The sequence below is a fragment of the Microbacter sp. GSS18 genome (assembly GCA_029319145.1).
Taxonomy (GTDB): domain Bacteria; phylum Actinomycetota; class Actinomycetes; order Actinomycetales; family Microbacteriaceae; genus Microbacterium.
This window is the reverse complement of record CP119753.1, coordinates 3525809-3543350: the sequence shown is the minus strand read 5'-3', so window position 1 is coordinate 3543350 and position 17542 is coordinate 3525809. Positions and strand designations below refer to the sequence as shown.

18 protein-coding genes are annotated in these 17542 nt (G+C 70.8%); 9 read left to right on the top strand and 9 right to left on the bottom strand.

Annotated features, from left to right (window positions below; translation table 11 throughout):
• Positions 1-11 precede the first annotated feature (11 nt).
• From panC to P0L94_16395, 4 genes are all read left to right on the top strand, one after another.
• Positions 12-893 carry a pantoate--beta-alanine ligase gene (panC, locus tag P0L94_16410; GenBank protein WES64039.1) on the top strand — a complete coding sequence of 294 codons (882 nt, stop codon included), beginning with the start codon at positions 12-14 and terminating at the stop codon, positions 891-893.
• Entirely contained in the window at positions 890-1777 is an 888-nt protein-coding gene (gene panB / locus P0L94_16405) for a 3-methyl-2-oxobutanoate hydroxymethyltransferase (GenBank protein WES64038.1), read from the top strand. The genes panC and panB overlap by 4 nt, the downstream gene beginning before the upstream one ends.
• Positions 1778-1897: 120 nt before the next feature.
• Positions 1898-2323: a DUF6325 family protein gene (locus P0L94_16400; protein ID WES64037.1), complete on the top strand. Its 426-nt coding sequence runs from the start codon at positions 1898-1900 to the stop codon at positions 2321-2323.
• A 38-nt stretch (positions 2324-2361) separates the two neighbouring features.
• Positions 2362-2679, top strand: a complete 318-nt coding sequence (locus tag P0L94_16395) for a carboxymuconolactone decarboxylase family protein (GenBank protein ID WES64036.1) — start codon at positions 2362-2364, stop codon at positions 2677-2679.
• A 3-nt stretch (positions 2680-2682) separates the two neighbouring features.
• Here P0L94_16395 and P0L94_16390 read toward each other — a convergent pair whose 3' ends face one another.
• Positions 2683-4926: a LuxR C-terminal-related transcriptional regulator gene (locus tag P0L94_16390; GenBank protein WES64035.1), complete on the bottom strand. Its 2244-nt coding sequence runs from the start codon at positions 4924-4926 to the stop codon at positions 2683-2685.
• 24 nt (positions 4927-4950) lie between these two features.
• On the opposite strand from P0L94_16390, the gene P0L94_16385 reads away from it, so the two are divergent.
• Complete coding sequence (locus tag P0L94_16385; protein ID WES64034.1) at positions 4951-5499, top strand: SHOCT domain-containing protein; 549 nt, start codon at positions 4951-4953, stop codon at positions 5497-5499.
• A 61-nt stretch (positions 5500-5560) separates the two neighbouring features.
• Here the strand turns inward: P0L94_16385 and P0L94_16380 are convergent, their stop codons facing one another.
• Positions 5561-5923 carry an SHOCT domain-containing protein gene (locus P0L94_16380; protein ID WES64033.1) on the bottom strand — a complete coding sequence of 121 codons (363 nt, stop codon included), beginning with the start codon at positions 5921-5923 and terminating at the stop codon, positions 5561-5563.
• A gap of 159 nt (positions 5924-6082) precedes the next feature.
• Between P0L94_16380 and P0L94_16375 the strand changes: the two genes are divergently transcribed.
• Together P0L94_16375 and cls are read left to right on the top strand one after the other, a co-directional pair.
• Positions 6083-7222: an AI-2E family transporter gene (locus tag P0L94_16375; protein ID WES64032.1), complete on the top strand. Its 1140-nt coding sequence runs from the start codon at positions 6083-6085 to the stop codon at positions 7220-7222.
• Positions 7223-7283: 61 nt separating this feature from the next.
• Entirely contained in the window at positions 7284-8756 is a 1473-nt protein-coding gene (gene cls, locus P0L94_16370; GenBank protein WES64031.1) for a cardiolipin synthase, read from the top strand.
• An 11-nt stretch (positions 8757-8767) separates the two neighbouring features.
• Here the strand turns inward: cls and P0L94_16365 are convergent, their stop codons facing one another.
• The 5 genes from P0L94_16365 to P0L94_16345 all read right to left on the bottom strand — a co-directional run bounded on the left by P0L94_16365 (position 8768) and on the right by P0L94_16345 (position 14001).
• A complete protein-coding gene (locus tag P0L94_16365; GenBank protein ID WES64030.1) occupies positions 8768-9619 on the bottom strand; it encodes an LLM class F420-dependent oxidoreductase in 852 nt (283 codons plus the stop codon).
• Between the two features lie 104 nt (positions 9620-9723).
• Positions 9724-11298 (bottom strand): molybdopterin-dependent oxidoreductase, encoded by a 1575-nt coding sequence (locus P0L94_16360; protein WES64029.1) that lies wholly within the window; start codon positions 11296-11298, stop codon positions 9724-9726.
• A gap of 131 nt (positions 11299-11429) precedes the next feature.
• Complete coding sequence (locus P0L94_16355; protein ID WES64028.1) at positions 11430-12098, bottom strand: fasciclin domain-containing protein; 669 nt, start codon at positions 12096-12098, stop codon at positions 11430-11432.
• Positions 12099-12294: 196 nt separating this feature from the next.
• Positions 12295-13086 carry an alpha/beta hydrolase gene (locus P0L94_16350; protein ID WES64027.1) on the bottom strand — a complete coding sequence of 264 codons (792 nt, stop codon included), beginning with the start codon at positions 13084-13086 and terminating at the stop codon, positions 12295-12297.
• 57 nt (positions 13087-13143) lie between these two features.
• Positions 13144-14001, bottom strand: a complete 858-nt coding sequence (locus tag P0L94_16345; GenBank protein ID WES64026.1) for an N-acyl homoserine lactonase family protein — start codon at positions 13999-14001, stop codon at positions 13144-13146.
• Positions 14002-14224: 223 nt separating this feature from the next.
• Between P0L94_16345 and P0L94_16340 the strand changes: the two genes are divergently transcribed.
• Both P0L94_16340 and P0L94_16335 read left to right on the top strand, forming a co-directional pair.
• A complete protein-coding gene (locus tag P0L94_16340) occupies positions 14225-15055 on the top strand; it encodes a tryptophan-rich sensory protein (GenBank protein ID WES64025.1) in 831 nt (276 codons plus the stop codon).
• Positions 15056-15087: 32 nt separating this feature from the next.
• Positions 15088-15330 (top strand): tail fiber protein, encoded by a 243-nt coding sequence (locus P0L94_16335; protein WES64024.1) that lies wholly within the window; start codon positions 15088-15090, stop codon positions 15328-15330.
• A gap of 21 nt (positions 15331-15351) precedes the next feature.
• Here P0L94_16335 and P0L94_16330 read toward each other — a convergent pair whose 3' ends face one another.
• Positions 15352-15882, bottom strand: a complete 531-nt coding sequence (locus P0L94_16330; GenBank protein ID WES64023.1) for a MarR family winged helix-turn-helix transcriptional regulator — start codon at positions 15880-15882, stop codon at positions 15352-15354.
• Positions 15883-15914: 32 nt separating this feature from the next.
• On the bottom strand, positions 15915-17408 hold the full coding sequence (locus P0L94_16325; protein ID WES64022.1) for an aldehyde dehydrogenase family protein: 1494 nt from the start codon (positions 17406-17408) through the stop codon (positions 15915-15917).
• Positions 17409-17542: the final 134 nt, after the last annotated feature.

Sequence of the window (17542 nt, the reverse complement as noted above, 5' to 3'; positions counted from 1 at the left end):
TCGTGCGCAGCGTGACCGAGGTCCGCGCCGCCCTGCGGGACGCCCGCGCCGGGGTCCGGAGCGTGGGACTGGTCCCCACCATGGGCGCCCTGCACGACGGGCATCTGTCGCTCGTCCGCGAGGCGCGGGCCGAGACCGACGTCGTCGTGATGTCGCTGTTCGTGAACCCGACGCAATTCGGCAAGAACGAGGATCTCTCGGCGTACCCTCGCAGCGAGGAGCGCGACGCGGCGCTGGCCGAGGCCGCCGGCGTCGACATCCTGTTCGCCCCGACCGTCGACGAGATGTATCCCGACGGGTTCTCGACGACCATCCACGTCTCGGGCATCACAGAGGTGCTGTGCGGCGCGACGCGCGGCCCCGGGCACTTCGACGGCGTCGCGACGGTCGTGACGAAGCTGCTGCAGATCGTCGGGCCCGACGCCGCGTACTTCGGCCAGAAGGACGCGCAGCAGGTGCTCGTCATCCGTCGTGTCGTGCGCGACCTCGACATTCCGGTCCGGATCGTCGCCTGCCCCACCGTCCGCGAGGCGGACGGGCTGGCGATGAGCTCGCGCAACGCCTACCTCGACCCCGAGTCCCGGGTGCGGGCGCGGGCGATCAACCGCGCGCTGGACGCCGCCGAGACCGCGGTCCGGCGCGGACGCACCAATGCGGCCGGTGTGCTCTCGGCCGCCCGCGCCGTCCTCACCGCCGCGGGCATCGAACCGGAGTACCTGGAGCTGCGCTCGCCTGACGACCTGCGCGAGCTGGACGAGGTCGGCGACGCCGCGCTGCTGGCCGTCGCCGCGCGCGTGGGGCCCGCACGCCTCATCGACAACCGGATCCTGCAGGCGATCGGCGCCGACGGGTCGACGGCGTCGCTCGAGCGTTCGCCGGAACCGGCGACGTGAGCGCCCACACCGGGTCGGCTCCCGCGGACGGCCCCCGCGCCAAGACCACCTTCGCCGGCCTTTCGGCGAAGAAGGCCGCAGGCGAGCCGATCGTCATGGTCACCGCCTACGACTACCCCAGCGCCCAGATCGCCGACGCGGCGGGCGTCGACCTCGTCCTGGTCGGCGACTCGGCCGCGATGACGGTCCTCGGCTACGAAAGCACCATCCCGGTGACGGTCGACGAGATGCTGATGCTCACCGCCGCGGTGCGACGCGGGCTCTCGGGCCCGCTGCTGGTCGCCGACCTGCCGTTCGGCTCGTACGAGACCTCGGATCAGCAGGCCGTCACCACGGCGATCCGGTTCGTCAAGGAAGCCGGCGCCGATGCCGTGAAGATCGAACGCGGTGGATCGTCGGTCGACCGCGCCCGCGCGCTCGTGGCCGCCGGCATCCCTGTCATGGGCCACGTCGGCCTCACTCCGCAGACCGCGGCGAGCATCGGCGGCTACCGGTCGCAGGGCCGCACCGCGTCGGACGCCCTGGCGATCCGCGACAGCGCCGCGGCGCTGCAGGAGGCCGGGTGCTTCTCGATCGTGTTCGAGGCGATCCCGACGCCGGCGACCGACGCGATCATGCCGTACCTCGACGTTCCCGTCATCGGCATCGGCGCGGGGCCCGGCACGGACGGGCAGGTCCTCGTCTTCCACGACCTGCTCGGCATCTACGACGGCCACGCCGCCCGGTTCGTCAAGCGCTACGCCGAGCTGCGCGCGCCGATGGTCGAGGCGGTCGCCGCCTACGCCGCGGACGTCCGCGAGCGCCGGTACCCCGAGCCCCGCCACGGGTATGGAATGCCCGCGGACCAGGTCGCGCACCTCACGGAGCTCCTCAGCGACTACTGACGCGCCATCGCGATCCGGTGAGCGGGTGGCCGTCGGAGCCTCACGTGATCTGGGTGATGTGCCCCGATGCGGCGCGACCTACGTTTGCCTTGACACAGCGGTCACGCGAAAGGCAGAGAGATGGCTGACTACGAGTACGGACCAGTGGAACTGATCCTCGCCGCGTTCGACGGGGACACCCCGAGCCCCGAAGTGATCGATGCCGTCCTGAGCCTCGACGACGCCGGCACGATCCGCGTGCTCGATCTGCTCGAAGTGTCGCGTTCCACGGACGGCGAGCTGACGATCCTCGAGATCGACGCTTTCGCGCCCGACCCCGACGCGATCGATCTGCCCGAGAGCGGCCTGGCCTCCGAAGAGGACGTCGCCGAGCTCGCCGCCGCGCTGGAGCCGGGGACCTCGGCCCTGCTGCTGGTCGCCGAGCACCGGTGGGCCACGCACCTGGCGAGCCGGCTGGCGGAGGCCAACGGCACGGTCGTGGAGTCCGTGCGCATCCCGGCGCCCATCGTCAACGAGGTCGTGGCGGCCGCCGCGGCGGTCGAGTAGGGCCCGCAGCGGCCAGACCCTCGGTTCGGGGGACGACCATGGCGAACTATCGCGAGCTCCTGCGACGACTGGCGGCGAACGAGCCCGGCATCATCGACGCCGAAGGCCCGGGGTCCCTGCGCGCGGCCGGCCTCGACGATCAATCGCGGGCGCTCATCCGGCTCGCGGGGCTCGTGGCCGTCGGCGGGTCGGACGCGTCATACGCCGAACAGGTGGACGCGGCGGTGAGCGCCGGCCTGACCGCAGACGCGATCGTCGCGGTGCTGTTCGAACTCGGGCCGACGGTCGGCGTGCCACGCACCGTCACCGCCGCATCCTCGGTGGCGCGGGGCCTCGGCTACGACCTCGAGGAGTAGCCCTCACGAACCGCCGAGCAGCCCCACCACGGTGGCGCGCTCCACCGCCTCGCCGCGCGACGACACCCCGAGCTTGCGGTAGATCGAGCCGACCTGCGTGCTGACGGTGTTGCGCGAGACGAACAGGCGCGAGGCGATCTCGGGGATCGTGAGATACGTCTGGAGGTAGGGAAGCAGCCTCAGCTCCGCGGGCGTCAGCGGCGGCGGCCCGCCGCTCGCGACGTGGGGATCGGTCACGGTGGCCCGCAGGCGCGCGAACTCCTCGACGAGGACCCCCAGGTCCGGGCGCCGGAGCAGGATGTCCTCCGTCTCGCGCACGAGCTGGCGGGCCGTCGCCGCATCCCCCATCGCCCAGCACGTTGCACCGAGATGGAGCCGCAGCCGGACCGCCACGGTGGGCATCGCGCCGCTCGTGCCGGCGCGCTCGCGCATCGCGTGCGCCACGTCGCGCTCGGCGGCGTGGAGGTCACCGCGGTGCAGGGCGATGCGGGCGGCTGAGGCGTAGACGCCGAGCGACGTCGAATAGGCGTGAAGCCGGTGGGCGTCGATGATCCGGCGCGCTTCGCCGACGAGCCGATCCGCGTCCTCCCACCGTCCGGCCTCGATGGCGATCATCGCCCGCAGCGACGCGTTCCGGACCTCGACGTTGTGGTTCCCCACCTCGGCGGCGCGGGCGCCCGCCTGCGCGAACAGCGCATCGGCCGCATCGACCTGGCCGCCGATCAGCAGCGCGTCTCCCGCGAGCGTCAGCGCCTGATCGCGCCACACGCTCCAGGCGGGTTCGGCGGCGAGCGCACGCGCCGCGTCATCGCGCATGGCCGCGGGGCCGTGGGCGCACATGACCGCCCGCAGCATGGCGCGCGCCGACTCGTACGACGCCGTGCCGTCGGCGGGCACCCGTGCGAACGACAGCGACTCGGCGCAGGCCGCCCACTTCTCGGCGTCGGCCTCGTGGGCCGTGAGGGCTGCGATCCACCCGGCGAGCACCGCGAGCGGCGGGTACGCCCGCACGCTGTCCTCACCCACGGTCTCCACCCACCGGCGAACCGTCGTCAGCCCGCCGGCCTGGTAGGTCGCGTAGCCGATGGCATCGATCAGGCGCGCGGCGCGATCGCGGTCGGGCGTCTGGAGCAGGTGTTCGATCGCCATCGCCGGCTGCTCGTGCGCTTCGTACCAGTCGGCGGCGCTGCGATGGAGGTCGACGACGGCGCCGGCATCCTCGTGGCGCAGCTCGCCGAGGAGGAACTCGCGGTACAGCTGGTGATAGCGGTACAGATCACGCGTGCGATCCAGCGGGATGAGGAAGACGTTCGACTCCTCCAGTTCGCTCAGCCGGTGAGCCCCGCCGGGATCGTCGGCGACGGCGGCGCACACCGCATCCGACATGACGTCCAGAACCGCCGACCGGATGAGGAACCGCCGCGTCCGCGCGGGCAGGGCGGACAGCGACTCGCGGTAGAGGTAGTCGGTGACGAAGCGATCATCGCCCGAGATGTCGAGCACCTCGCCCCGTGCCGCCGAGACCGAGGCGGCGAGGTGGATGCCGACAGGCCAGCCTTCGGCGTGCGCGAGGATCGCGTCGGCGTCGCCGGCCGCGAGATCGATGCCGGCACGGCGGAAGACGGCCCGCACACCGGCGGCGTCGAGCGACAGCTCCTCGGGGCCGATCTCGAAGACCTCCCCGTCCACGCGCCGACTCGCCGCGTACAGCTGGGGGGAGCGACTGGCGGCGACGAACTGCGATCCCGCCGGCACGCCGTCCATGATCACGGAGAGCACGTCGTCGCACGCTCGGGACTCGAGCCACTGCAGATCGTCGATCATGACCACGAACGGAACCGGCGCGGAGCGCAGAGCGGCCGCGAGCAACGGGGCGGCGCGCCCCAGTGCCGCCTCCGGAGGAACGCGCATCCGGTCCGCGAGATCGTCGCCGCCCCCGGTGGCTCGTGAGAACGCGGTCGCGACAAGTGCCAGCACGGTCACGGGGTCGTCATCGAAACGGTCGAGCGACACCCACGCGACGGGGCGGTCCTCGACGGCCGCCCACTCCGCGAGCATGCTCGACTTGCCGTAGCCGGCGGATGCGCTGATGCAGACGAAGCGCTTCGCGTCGCGCCGGGCGGCGTCGATGATCGCACGCCGGCTCACGAACGCCGCTCGCGGCGCGGGCGCGACGAGCTTGGCGTCCAGCGGCACCGGGCCGGCTGCTCGCGCGCTCATCGACGAGCCCCCCGGGCCTGCGCTCACAGGTCCGAGGGTAGCGGCGCGCCGATGATGACGCTGGGCCGAACGTCCCGGAGCCACGGCATGCGCCGGCGGACGCGCGCCCGTCCCGGTTCGTGCGATCAGCATGATGCGCCGGGTGCGGGCGGCGGTTACCGTGAGGCCATCATCAGCCGCGACTGGCGCGGCTCTGGGAGGAAAAAGGGCTGGTCACATGAACTTCTGGGAATTCCTGTTGTGGATGTTCTGGATCTACATCGCCGTGGCGTGCATCTGGATCTACATCACGATCCTCATCGACATCTTCCGGGATCACACGATGGGCGGATGGGGGAAGGCGCTGTGGGTGATCTTCCTCGTCTTCCTGCCTCTGCTCGGCGCGCTGGTCTACCTCATCGCGCGCGGGCGCAGCATGTCGGAGCGCCGGGTGGCCGAGGCACAGCAGGCGCAGCAGGCGACGAACGACTACATCCGAAGCGTCGCCGGGGCGGCAAGTCGCCGACGGCCGAGATCGAGTCGGCCAAGGCGCTGCTCGACGCCGGCACGATCACGCAGGCTGACTTCGACGCGATCAAGACGAAGGCTCTGCACGGCTGACACACCGGAACGACGAAGGCGGGGGACGGCAGTCCGGCCCCCGCCTTCGTCGTGTGGTCTCTCAGCCCAGCAGCTTCGCCTTCGCGGCGGCGAACTCCGCGTCGCTGAGGACGCCGGCGTCCTTGAGGGCTCCGAGCTTCTGGAGCTCGGCGACGATGTCCGTTCCGCCGGCCGGAGCCGCTGCCGGTGCGGGTGCGGGTGCGGGTGCGGGTGCGGCGTACTGGGCCGCGGCGGCCTGGGCGGCTGCATCGATCTGCGCCTGCTGCTGAGCAGCCTCGTACTGCTGCTGCTCATGCTGCGACTGGGCTCTCGCCTGCTGACGTCGGGCGACGCCGCCGGAGACCGCGGTCGCCGTGCCGGCGACCACCGCCGTTCGCGCCGCCATTCCGACCAGGCCCGGCCGGCCCATTCTGCGGAGGGGCATGATGTTCTCCTTGTCGATGGTCCACTGCGGCGCACCGCCGCGATCGTCACGGTAGCCCGCACGGCGTCCGCGCGCGTCATGCCGGTTGCATGAAACAGCTCTCGGATATCGCGCGGATCAGGTGACGCGCACCGCGGATCGCGCCGCCATGCTGAGGCCATGTGGAAGAAGAGCGCACCACGGCCACCCGAGACCGCAGACGTCCCCGACACGGCACGGTCGCCCGGGGCACCCTCGGGTGCGCGCGGCGTCCTGGCGGCGCTCGACCATCCGTTCGGCACCGCGGTCGTCGTCACCTTCGGCGTGCTGTTCTCGATCGTGATGGGGCTCGCGATCGGATCGCTCTCCACGATCCTCATCTACATCACGCTGGCGCTGTTCGTCGCGATCGGGCTCGACCCGGTGGTCCGCCGCCTCGAGCGCGGCGGCGTCGCGCGGCCGTGGGGCATCACGATCGTGTTCGGCTCGTTCGCCCTGCTGCTGGTCGTGATCGTGGTGTTCGTGCTGCCCGCGGTCGTCCGCCAACTCATCGAGTTCGCCAAGGCGATCCCGCAGGGGATCACGGATCTCGAGTCCTCGGACTGGTACGCCGGCATCGAGGCGGACTACGGCGATGTGATCGGGAACGCTCTGGACCAGCTGAAGACCTTCCTCTCGGACCCGTCGACGCTCGCGAACCTGGGAGGCGGCGTCCTGAGCTTCGCGATCGGGCTCACGACGGCGATCTCGGGCGGGCTCATCGTCGTGGTGCTCTCGCTGTACTTCCTCGGCTCGCTGCAGCCGATGAAGAACGCGATGTACCAGCTCGCGCCCGCCCGCAACCGTACGAAGTTCGCCGAACTCACCGACCGCATCACCGACTCCATGGGCGGTTATCTCATGGGCATGGTGGTGCTCGCCGGGATGAACGCCGTGGTCGCGACGGCGCTGCACCTGATCCTCGGGCTGCCGTTCCCCGCGCTCATGGGCCTGATGGCGTTCCTGATCACGCTCATCCCGCTCATCGGCTCGGTGCTGTACTGGATCACCGCCTCGGTCATCGCGCTGTTCACCAGCCCCGTGACGGCGCTGATCTTCGCGATCTGCTACCTGATCTACATCCAGGTCGAGGCGTACGTGCTGACGCCGAAGGTCATGAACCGCACGATCTCGGTCCCCGGCTCGCTCGTCGTGATCGGTGCGCTGGTCGGAGGCACGCTGCTCGGGCTGCTCGGCGCCCTGGTGGCGATCCCGGTCACCGCCGCGATCCTGCTGATCATCAAAGAGGTCTTCATCCCTCGGCAGGACGCGAAGACGTGACCCGGCTCGGGCGCCGGCGCCGGGCGGTGGCAGACTCTGCCCTGACAGAAGGAGCAGACGAGTGCTGACTGCAGTCGCGACAACGAATCTCGGATGGCTGATCGCCCTCGCCGGGACGCTCACGATCGATATCGCGGCGCTGATCATCATCCCCCGACGCCGCAAGCCCACGGCCGCGATGGCGTGGCTGCTGACGATCTTCCTGCTCCCCGTCGTCGGCATCGCGCTGTACCTGCTGATCGGCAATGTGCGGCTGCCGGCCTCGCGGCGCGACGAGCAGGCGCGCATCGACACCGTCATCGCCGCGCGCGTCCGGGAATCGCAGCTGGCGGCGGACCCTTCGGGGTGGCCGCGGTGGTTCCAGCGGGTCGTCGAGCAGAACGAGCGGCTCACGAGCATCCCCGCGGTGAGCGGGAATCGCGCCGTCCTCGAGGCGGACTACACGACGTCGGTCGACACGATGGCTCGCGCCATGGACACGGCCCAGCGCTACGTGCACGTGGAGTTCTACATCGTCTCGTGGGACGACACAACCCGGCGGTTCTTCTCTGCGATGGAAGCCGCCGTCGCCCGCGGCGTCACCGTGCGTCTGCTCGCCGACTACGTCGCCTCGCGCCGCACCGCGCACTGGCAGGAGACCTTCGCCGAACTGGACCGCATCGGCGTGACGTGGGCGTGGATGCTTCCGGTGCAGCCGTTCCAGGGGAAGTTCCAGCGGCCCGACCTGCGCAACCACCGCAAGCTGGTCGTCGTCGACGGCCGCATCGCGTTCGTCGGGTCGCAGAACCTCATCGACCGCAGCTACAACGCCCCGAAGAACATCAAGCGCGGCCTGCAGTGGCAGGAGCTCATGACCTCGCTCGAAGGCCCCGCCGTCGCCGAGGTGGGCGCGGTGTTCCTCTCGGACTGGCTCATCGAGACCGGCGAACAGCTCGACGACCAGGTCGCGGCGACCGAGATCGCCGCGTTCGACGGCGGCGACGCCCTCGTGTGCCAGATCGTGCCCAGCGGCCCCGGCTACACGACCGAGAACAACCTGCGGCTGTTCCTCTCGCTCATCCACGGCGCCACGGAGAAGGTCATCCTGACGAGCCCCTACTTCGTCCCCGACGAAGCCATGGTCTACGCCATCACCACGGCCTGCCAGCGGGGCCTGGACGTGCAGCTGTTCGTGTCCGAGATCGGCGACCAGTGGCTCGTGTACCACGCACAGCGGTCCTACTACGAGGCGCTGCTCGAGGCCGGCGTGCGGATCTTCCTGTACCCGGCGCCGTACATCCTGCACGCCAAGCACTTCTCGATCGACGACGACATCGCCGTCATCGGGTCCAGCAACATGGACATCCGCTCGTTCAGCCTCAACATGGAGGTCTCCACCCTCGTGCGCGGCCGCTCCTTCGTCGCCGCCATGCGCGAGGTCGAGCAGGACTACCGCGACGCCGGACGCGAGCTCACTCCCGAGGAGTGGCGAAACGAGCCGAGAAGCGCCACCTTCATGGACGGCGTCGCCCGACTCATGTCGGCGCTCACCTGACGCGGCGAGCGCTACACCTGCTTCGCGACGTCGGCGATCAGATCGACCACCCGAGCCGGCTCTTTGATGCCGACCGAGAAAACGTACGTCGCGGTGAAGCCGAGCTCGCCGAGCTGCCGCACCTGATCGGCGACGCCCTCGACGCTCGACGCGGGCGAGACCCCGATCATTGCGGTCTTCTCGATGTCGTCGTAGTCGCGGCCGACGTCGTCGCAATGCGCGCGCAGGACGTCCAGCTTGTGCGCGGGCATTCCGGCCAGGGCGCTCAGGTTGCACGCGTCGGCGTACTGGGCAACGAGCTTCAGGGTCTTCTTCTCTCCGCCGCCGCCGATCATGAGCATGGGCTTGGTGAGGTTCTGCGGCGAGTTGAGCGTCCGCTCGAGCTGCCAGATCGCACCGTCGAAGGGCTCGTCGGAATCCGACCACATCTGGAGGCAGATCTGGATGGTCTCCTCGAGCTCGCGGAACCGCTGCGCGACCGGGGCGAACGCGAAGCCGAGTCCGCGGCATTCCTGCTCGTTCCACCCGGCGCCGATGCCCAGGCCGAAGCGTCCGCCCGACAGCACGTTGAGCGTGCTCACCTGCTTGGCGAGCAGGGACGGATGCCGATACAGCACGCCCGTGACGAGGACGTGCAGCATCGCCTTCTCGGTGTGCGCGGCGAGGAAGCCCATCGTGGCGTACGCCTCGAGCATCTCGTTCTCGACCGGCCCGATGCCCGGCAGCTGCCAGAAGTGGTCCATGACCGTGATGCGCTGGATGCCGGCATCCTCGGCGTGCTGAACGTGGCGTGCGAGCGCCGGGCCGAGGTCGGCCGGCCCGCCGTCGAAGGTGAAGTCCGCGATGTGCAGCCCGAATTCCATGACCTCTCCGTCCCGGGTCGGATGCCGCATCCGGCCGCTCGCCCAGGCTACGGCCCTCACCGGCGCTCCGGGCCGGCGAGGGAGATCCTCGATCGTCCCCGGCGTCACACCACGGTGAGCAGCGTGCGTTGCCAGCCGGTGGAGCCGTCCGGGGCGATAGGGGAGCGCTCCTCGATCTGCACCTGCCCGTTGCGGTCGACCGCCCGCACGGACACGTAGTGCGTTCCCGGCTCGGCGTCCCACGGGATCGTCCACTGCACCCACGTGTCGGCGTTGACCGGCGCGGACAGTTCAGCCGCCGTCCACGGGCCGTCGTCGATGCTGACCTCCACCCGTTCGATCCCCACCGTCTGCGCCCACGCGACGCCGGCGAGCGCGACCCGGCCCGCTGCCACCCGGGACCCGGGTCGGGGCGTGTCCATCCGCGAGGAGAGCTTGACGGGAGCTCGCGCCGCATACCCCCGCGGCGTCCAGTACGCCTCGTCCTCCGCGAAGGTGGTCACGGTCAGCCGCGTGAGCCACTTCGTCGCCGACACGTAGCCGTACAGCCCGGGCACGACCATGCGCACAGGAAAACCGTGCTCGAGGGGCAGCGGCTCGCCGTTCATGGCGACCGCGAGGATGGCGTCGATCCCGTCGTCGGTGAGCGCTTCGAGCGGCGTGCTCGCCGTGAAGCCGTCGACGCTCCGCGAGAGCACCATGTCGGCACCGTCCTGAGGACGCGCCATGCGAAGGATGTCGCGCACCGGAACGCCCCACCATCTGGCCGTGCCGACGAGGTCGCCGCCCACCTCGTTCGACACGCACGTGAGGGTGATCGAGTACTCCTGCAGCCCCTTGCCGATCATTTCGTCGAAGCTCAGATCGAGCGGCTCATCGACGAGCCCGTCCACGACGAGGCGCCACGCGGCGGGATCGACGACGGGCACCTCGAGCGCGGTGTCGACGCGGTAGAACGCGTCGTTGGGCGTGTACAGCAGCGAGAGCCCCCGGATGCCGAGCTCCGCACCAGCCGGCACCTCGACGGCGGGAGGCGTCGGCAGGCGAAGGGCCCCGCGAACCGCCTCGACCGAGGTCCGTGCGCCGTCGGCGAGGCGCGCGCCCAGCCCGATCGCGGCCGCCGACACCGCGGCCGCCGCGGTCAGGACGAAGAACGCCCGGCGATCGACCGCCGCGCGCCCGCGGCCGCTGCTGCCCGCGGGCTCGCCTGTCTCGTCGCGACCGGGGAGCCCGAGCCACGCTCGCAGGCGCGCGACGAGCACGGCCAGCACGAAGCATCCGGCGAGCGTCCCGGCCGCGGGTGCCAGGGGCGTGAGCATCGCGGCGCCCGGGCGCGTGACGACAGCAGCCAGCGCTGCCGCGGCCCCCAGCCCCAGCACCGCCACCCCCCACGGCGGGCGTCGCAGCTGGAGTACGCCGGCCACTGCGGCACCGATGAACGCCGCGACGCCCACCGAAGCGACCAGGACCGGCTTGTCGGCCGTACCGAACGCGGAGATCGCGAACTCCTTGACCGGTCGCGGCACGACATCGATGATGGAGCCGGCCACGTCGAGCACCGGGTTCGCACCGGGAGCCACGAGCAGGGCGACAGCCTCGCAGACGGCGAGGTAGACCCCCGCGCCCACGACGCCGGCCACCGCCGCCCACAGCATTCCCTTGGGTCTGCGCGTGGACATGTCGTCCTCCTTCCCTCCCCGCGCCGCTGCTCGCGCGGTCGTCCGCGCGGCCCGGACGATGGCCGGCCCGCCGGCGCCCCCCCCCGTAGGCCGGCGGGCCCGCTCCGGGTCGGCCGCGAGGGCCGACCGGCTCAGGACGCGGGCGGCAGGAGCACCGTGTCGATGAGATAGACGGTCGCGTTCGCCGTCTGCACACCACCGCAGATGACCGCCGCGTCGTTCACCATCAGGTCGTCGCCGCTGCCGGTCACCTCGACCTCGGCGCCGTTGAGGGTGACCTGGGTCCCCTCGATCGCATCGGGCCCGATCTGGCCGGCCACGACGTGGTAGGTGAGGATCGAGGTCAGCAGCCCGGCATCGGTCGACAGTGCTTCGATCGTGTCGGCGTCGATCTGCGCGAAAGCGTCGTCCACCGGCGCGAAGACGGTGAACTCGTCGCCATTGAGCGTGTCGACCAGGTCGACATCGGAGTTCAGCCCACCGCTCACCGCGGCAGTGAGCGTGGTCAGCAGCGGGTTGTTGGATGCGGCGGTGGCGACCGGGTCCTCGGCCATGCCGGCCACCGATCCCGCACCGTCCGGCACCATCGCGGCGTAGTCGGTGCAGCCGGGGCCGACGAGCGCGGCCGCGGGGTCCATGTCGTCCATGGCCCCGTCGTCCATCGCCTCGGCCGTCTCCTCCGTCGCGGGAGCATCGGCGTCGTCGGACGTGCCGGAGGCCCCCATCGAGCAGCCCGCGAGCACGATCGATGAGGCGAAGGCGAGCGCGAGTCCGGCGGTGAGCGTCTTCTTGGTGAGCATGTCTTCCTCCTGATTGGTGAGCCGCATGGAGGGCTCGTGCAGGACGGACCCCGGTGCCGAGGGCCGTACACGTCGCGGAGGCGGCGTGCATGGAGTGTTCGGCGCCCGACGCGAATCGGATTGGACATTCGCCGGAATCGGCCGCGACGTCCGGTCGCGTCCTCTCACCTGCCGAGGACGAAGGCATCCGCCGCTGTCACTGCTGCGGCTGAGTCTCGAGTCGGTCGGCGATGATCCGCGCCGTCGCGTCGGGATCGACGCGGTGTCCGCGGGACTCGGGGACGATCACGAGATCGGCCGACGGCATCGCCGCGGCGAGCCGTCGGGCCGCGACCTCCAGGAACGGGAACGTCTCCACGCCGCACAGCACGGTGGTGGGGATCGCCACGGCGCGCAGGTCGGGCCCCGGATCGTCGTGCGCGCGCGAGAGCGTGGCGTCGTAGACCACCGACTGCGCGAGGGGCACGAGCCCGGAGAACATCGGGCTCGAGCGGATCTGCTCGATCACCTGGTCGGGAAGTCCGACGGCCTCGCGCTGGAAGGTCACCACCGCCTCCTCGGCGTCCCCCTCGTCGACCATCTGCTGCAATCGCTCGGGCAGGTCCGCGGGGACTCCGCGCTCTCCGAATCCGAGCGGAGGCTCCGACAGGAACAGGCGCGTCGCCGGGACACCGCGAGCCGCGGCGAGGAGCGAGAGGATCGCACCCGACGAATGGCCGAGGAGCACCCCCGAGCCTCCGACGGCCTCCAGCACCGCGGCGAGGTCCTCGACCTCCCGATGGGGCGCGTACGGCGACGTGTCACCGCTCTCGCCGCGGGCTCGGCGGTCGATCGTCACGGCGCGCAAGCCGGCCGCCACCAGCGCGGCGGCGATCTCGTCCGCATCCGCGGCTCGCGAGAAGGCGCCCCCGACGATGAGGACCGGGGTGCCGCTCCCCGACTCCCGGTACGCGATGCGCGTGCCGTCGACCGACGTGGTGTGCTCCATGCCGCCGCACGCTATCCGTCGTGGCCGGGAGCGGCAAGGGGCTGCGCCGATGCGGCGTCACGCGCGGCCCCCGACGGCGTCGGCGAGCCTCGCCGCCGCGCCCGGATCGTGAGCGGGCAGCACGACGAGGTCCGGCATGCTGCGCCGCAGCTCCTGCACCATCGCCGTCGTCGACCGCAGCAGACCCGCGTCGCCCACGCCGGGGATGCGTCCGTCCTCGAGCAGGTCGAGACGGTAGGTCAGGTCACCGACGAACAGCATCGGCGGGAACCCCTCGTCGCGCAGCAGCATCGACAGCGACCCGGGCGTGTGCCCGGGAGTGGGCAGCAGCAGCAGGCTCCCGTCGTCGAAGAGGTCGACGGCGTGCGTGAACGGCGCGATCGCCGGGTCGGAGCTGACGCCCGGTGTCACCCGTCGCCACCGGATCCCCGGCAGGTCGATGTGCCGAGTCAGGATCCCGTTGATCTCGGAGCCGGGCCGCCCGACCGTCGCCCATTCGGCTTCGCTCACGATGATCTCGGCCCCCTCGAGCTCGCGGAGTCCGCCGATGTGGTCCTGGTGCAGATGGGACAGAACCGCGAAGCGGACGTCGGCGACGTCGAGCCCGATGCCCGCCAGTCGCGCTGTCAGCGTGTCATCGGGCCCGATCTCGAATCGGGCGAGGCGACGGTAGATCAGTCGCGCGAGCCCGCCGGGGAAGTAGTCGGGGTCGGTGACCGAACGCCGATCCTGTCCGGTGTCGAACAGCACCAGGCCTTGATCGTGCTCGATCGCGAAGAGGCTGATCGGAAGCGGTTCGGTCCACCGGCGGGACGTCGCCAGCCACCACGCGATGGGCGATCCGTGCGACGCCGCGTGCTGCGGATGAATCCACACCGTCCCGGTGCTCAGCGCCGAGACCCGCTTGATCGCCATCGCTCCCCCGTACGTGTCTTTTCATTGAATGACACGACACGTGCGGGTCGAGGTCAAGAGGCCCGCGAAGCGCGCGTCGCGACGGCTGATGCCCGGGACGCGTGACTCGGACACGCCAGGGATCGAAGATGCATTCATCTGCATCCGAATGCGCCCCTGCGACGGAACGAACCAGTGGGTGACGAACGGCGCCCGATGGAGCAGACTCGAACCGGGAGACGCAATGACCGCTGATACCACGACCTCATCCACGCGAGACGGCCTGGACGCGCGCGACACCGTCAGGCAGTGGCTCGTCCTCGTGAGCTCGGTGCTCGCGATCGTCGCCGCCTTCATCGGGTCGGGCGTCATCGTGGGAACCCCGATCCAGGAGGCCGCGGGCGGCTATCTCGACGCGGACTCGACGCTCATCGCGCCAGGGACCGGCGCGTTCCGCATCTGGAGCGTCATCTACACCGGCATGCTCGCCTACGCCGTCTGGCAGGTCCTCCCGAGCCAGCGCCACGACGAGCGCCAGCGCCGCATCGGCTGGTGGGTGCTGGCCTCGCTCGTGCTGAACGCGGTGTGGATCTTCAGCGTCCAGGCCGACCTCCTCTACGCGAGCCTGCCGATCATCGTCGCCCTGCTGGCGGTGCTCGCCCGCATCTTCGTCATCCTGCGCGAGACGGCACCCAAGAACCTCGTCGAGACCGTCGTCGCCGACGGCGCGATCGGCCTCTACCTCGGCTGGGTGATCATCGCAACCGCGGCCAACACCACGGCCGTCCTGGTCGCCGCCGGCTTCGACGGATTCGGCATCTCGCCCGAGATCTGGGCCGGGATCGTCCTCGGCGCCGCGGCCGTCGTCGGCATCGCGCTCGCCCTGTGGGGCGGCGGACGCATCGCGCCCGCCCTCTCGCTGTGCTGGGGAATCTGCTGGGTCGCGGTCGCCCGCATCACCGACGAGCCGTACTCGGTGGCGACGGGCGCCATGGCGATCATCGCCGCGGCACTGATCCTCGCCGCGACCGCGTTCGCCCGTGTACGGCACGATCGCGCGAAGACGGCGTCGTAATCGCGACGACGGAGCCGGAAAGGGAGCTCACCATGGAACCGTTCCTCGGACAGATCCAGGCCTTCGGGTTCGGCTTCGCCCCGCGGGGCTGGGTGGCGGCCGAAGGCCAGCTGCTGGACATCATGTCGAACCAGGCGCTGTTCAGCCTGCTGGGCACGACCTACGGCGGAGACGGGAGAACCACGTTCGGGCTCCCCGACCTGAGGAAGCAGAGCAAGGCCGACGATCTCAATTACTGCATCGCCGTGCAGGGGATCTTCCCGAGCCGCAGCTGACGTTCCGGGCGCGGCCCGGGACTAGGATCGGTCCGCCCCACCGACGCCTCCGTCCCGGGCGCGCGCGAGAAGCCGACGCAGGATGGCGTTCAGAGCCCGAACGTCGTCCTCGCCGAGTTCGGCGGTGATGAGGTCCTGGCCGCGCTGCGCGATCGGGGCCAGCAGATCGTGGACCCGCACGCCGTCCGGCGTCAGGTACATCGGACGCGAGCCGCGAGGCCCGCCGACGAGGACGATGAGCCCCTCCTCGGCGAGACGGTTGACGGTGGGCGAGATCAGCGACTTGTTGATCGACAGCGATTCGGCGATCTCGGACGCCGACTGCCCGGGGGTGGCAGCCACGGCCGCGAGGATCCGCCACTCGTTGGTCGAGCGTCCGGTCTCGGTGCGGAAACCCTGAGCCTGCGCGCTGACCAGGACGTTCGACAGGAGCGTCAGCAGGCGCGGCGTGAACTCCTCGGGCGGGAGCGCGGTCGGCAGCGGTTCGGTCGCCACGCCTTCCAGGCCGCCCGGGTGCTGGAGCACCGTGGCCCGTGGCAGCTCATCCGCCATCGCCCGCCTCCTCAACGCTGTGTCCTCTCACGCTAGCGAGACATCGCCGCGAGCGCCTCGCGGTCCAGTCGAGCAATGGCCCGCGTGTCCTGGAACGCACGGATGCCTTCGATGCCCTGCTCGCGCCCCATGCCGGACTGCTTCATTCCGCCGAACGGCGCGCGGATGTCCAGTCGCGGCGCCCCGTGGTCGTTGATCCACACGTAGCCGCACTCGAGCCGGGCGCCGAGGCGCGCCGCGCGGTCCTCATCGGCCGACCACACCGAGCCGCCGAGCCCCGCCCAGCTGTCATTGGCGAGCTCGACAGCCGTCTCGTCGTCGTCGAACGCGATGAGGGGCACCACGGGACCGAACGGCTCCTCGTGGACGACGCGCAACGACGCGTCGGGATCGACGACGAGGGCGGGGCGGATGAAATGGCCGTCTCGCAGCTCGGGCGCCTCGGGCAGCTCCCCGAACTCGAGGACCGTGGCGCCGGCATCGCGCGCCTCGGCGATGATCTCTCCGACGAACTCCTTCTGTCGCTCCGTGTGCAGCGGTCCCATCGTGGTGGACGGGTCCAGCCCCTCGCCCAGCACGGTGCGCGAGAGCCGATCCGACAGGCCCTGCACCACCTCGTCGAGGCGCGCTCGGTGCACGTAGATCCGCTTGGCGTTCATGCAGATCTGCCCGGTCGAGGAGAAGACCGCGGCGAACAGCCGGTCCAGGTGGTCGTCATCGAGGGGCGCGTCGTCGAGGAGGATCGCGGCGTCGTTCCCGCCGAGCTCTAGCGTGACGCGCGTGAGGCTCTCGGCCGCGAGCGCCATGATGCGCTTGCCGCCGCCGACCGAGCCGGTGAAGCACACCTTCGCGACGTCGGTGTTGCGCACGAGGGCCGTCATGTTCTCATCGACGCCCGTGACGACGTTGAGCACCCCCGGCGGCAGGTGAGCCGCCACGCGCTCGACGATCCGCGTCGTCGCGAGCGGAGCCGTGGGCGGCGGCTTCACCACGACGGTGTTGCCGGCGAGCAGGGCGTAGGGCAGCGCCGTCGAAAGGATGCCGACAGGCCAGTTGAAGGGGACGATGATCGTGACGACCCCCAGGGGCTGGTACCCGATCTCGGTGTTCGTGGGCACGGCCCGCTCGCTCGGCATCGAGCGTGTCGCGTCGACGATGTCGGCGAGCCGCGTGACCTGCCGAGTGCGGCGTTGCAGCATCGAGGTGTCGCGCACGCATTCGGCGAGGATCTTGCCGTTCTCGCGCGACAGGAGCACCGCGTCGTCCCGGGCGTCGGCCTCATCGCGCACGACCGCGGCCTCGAGCAGGTCTGCGCGGGCCTTCGGCGACAGCGCCGCCCAGCCCGGGAACGCCTGCTTCGCTGCGGCGACGGCAGCCGCCACATCCTGGGGCGTCGCCGATGCAGCATGCCCCACCGTCGTCCCGCGTGCGGGGTCCACCACCGGTACGGATGCGTCGGTCGTGCGGTGTTCGCCGCCGATGTAGAGATCGGTGACGACGGTGTCGTCCACGGTGAGCATTGCCATTCCTGCACCTCTCTGTGCTGCGCGACGCCGGCGGATGCGGCGTGCGTCGAGTCTAGATCAGAATCAGTTCAGTATCAATCCAGTTCAGTTTTGAACCAGATTCTGCTACCGTCGATCCATCGAGCCATTCGAGG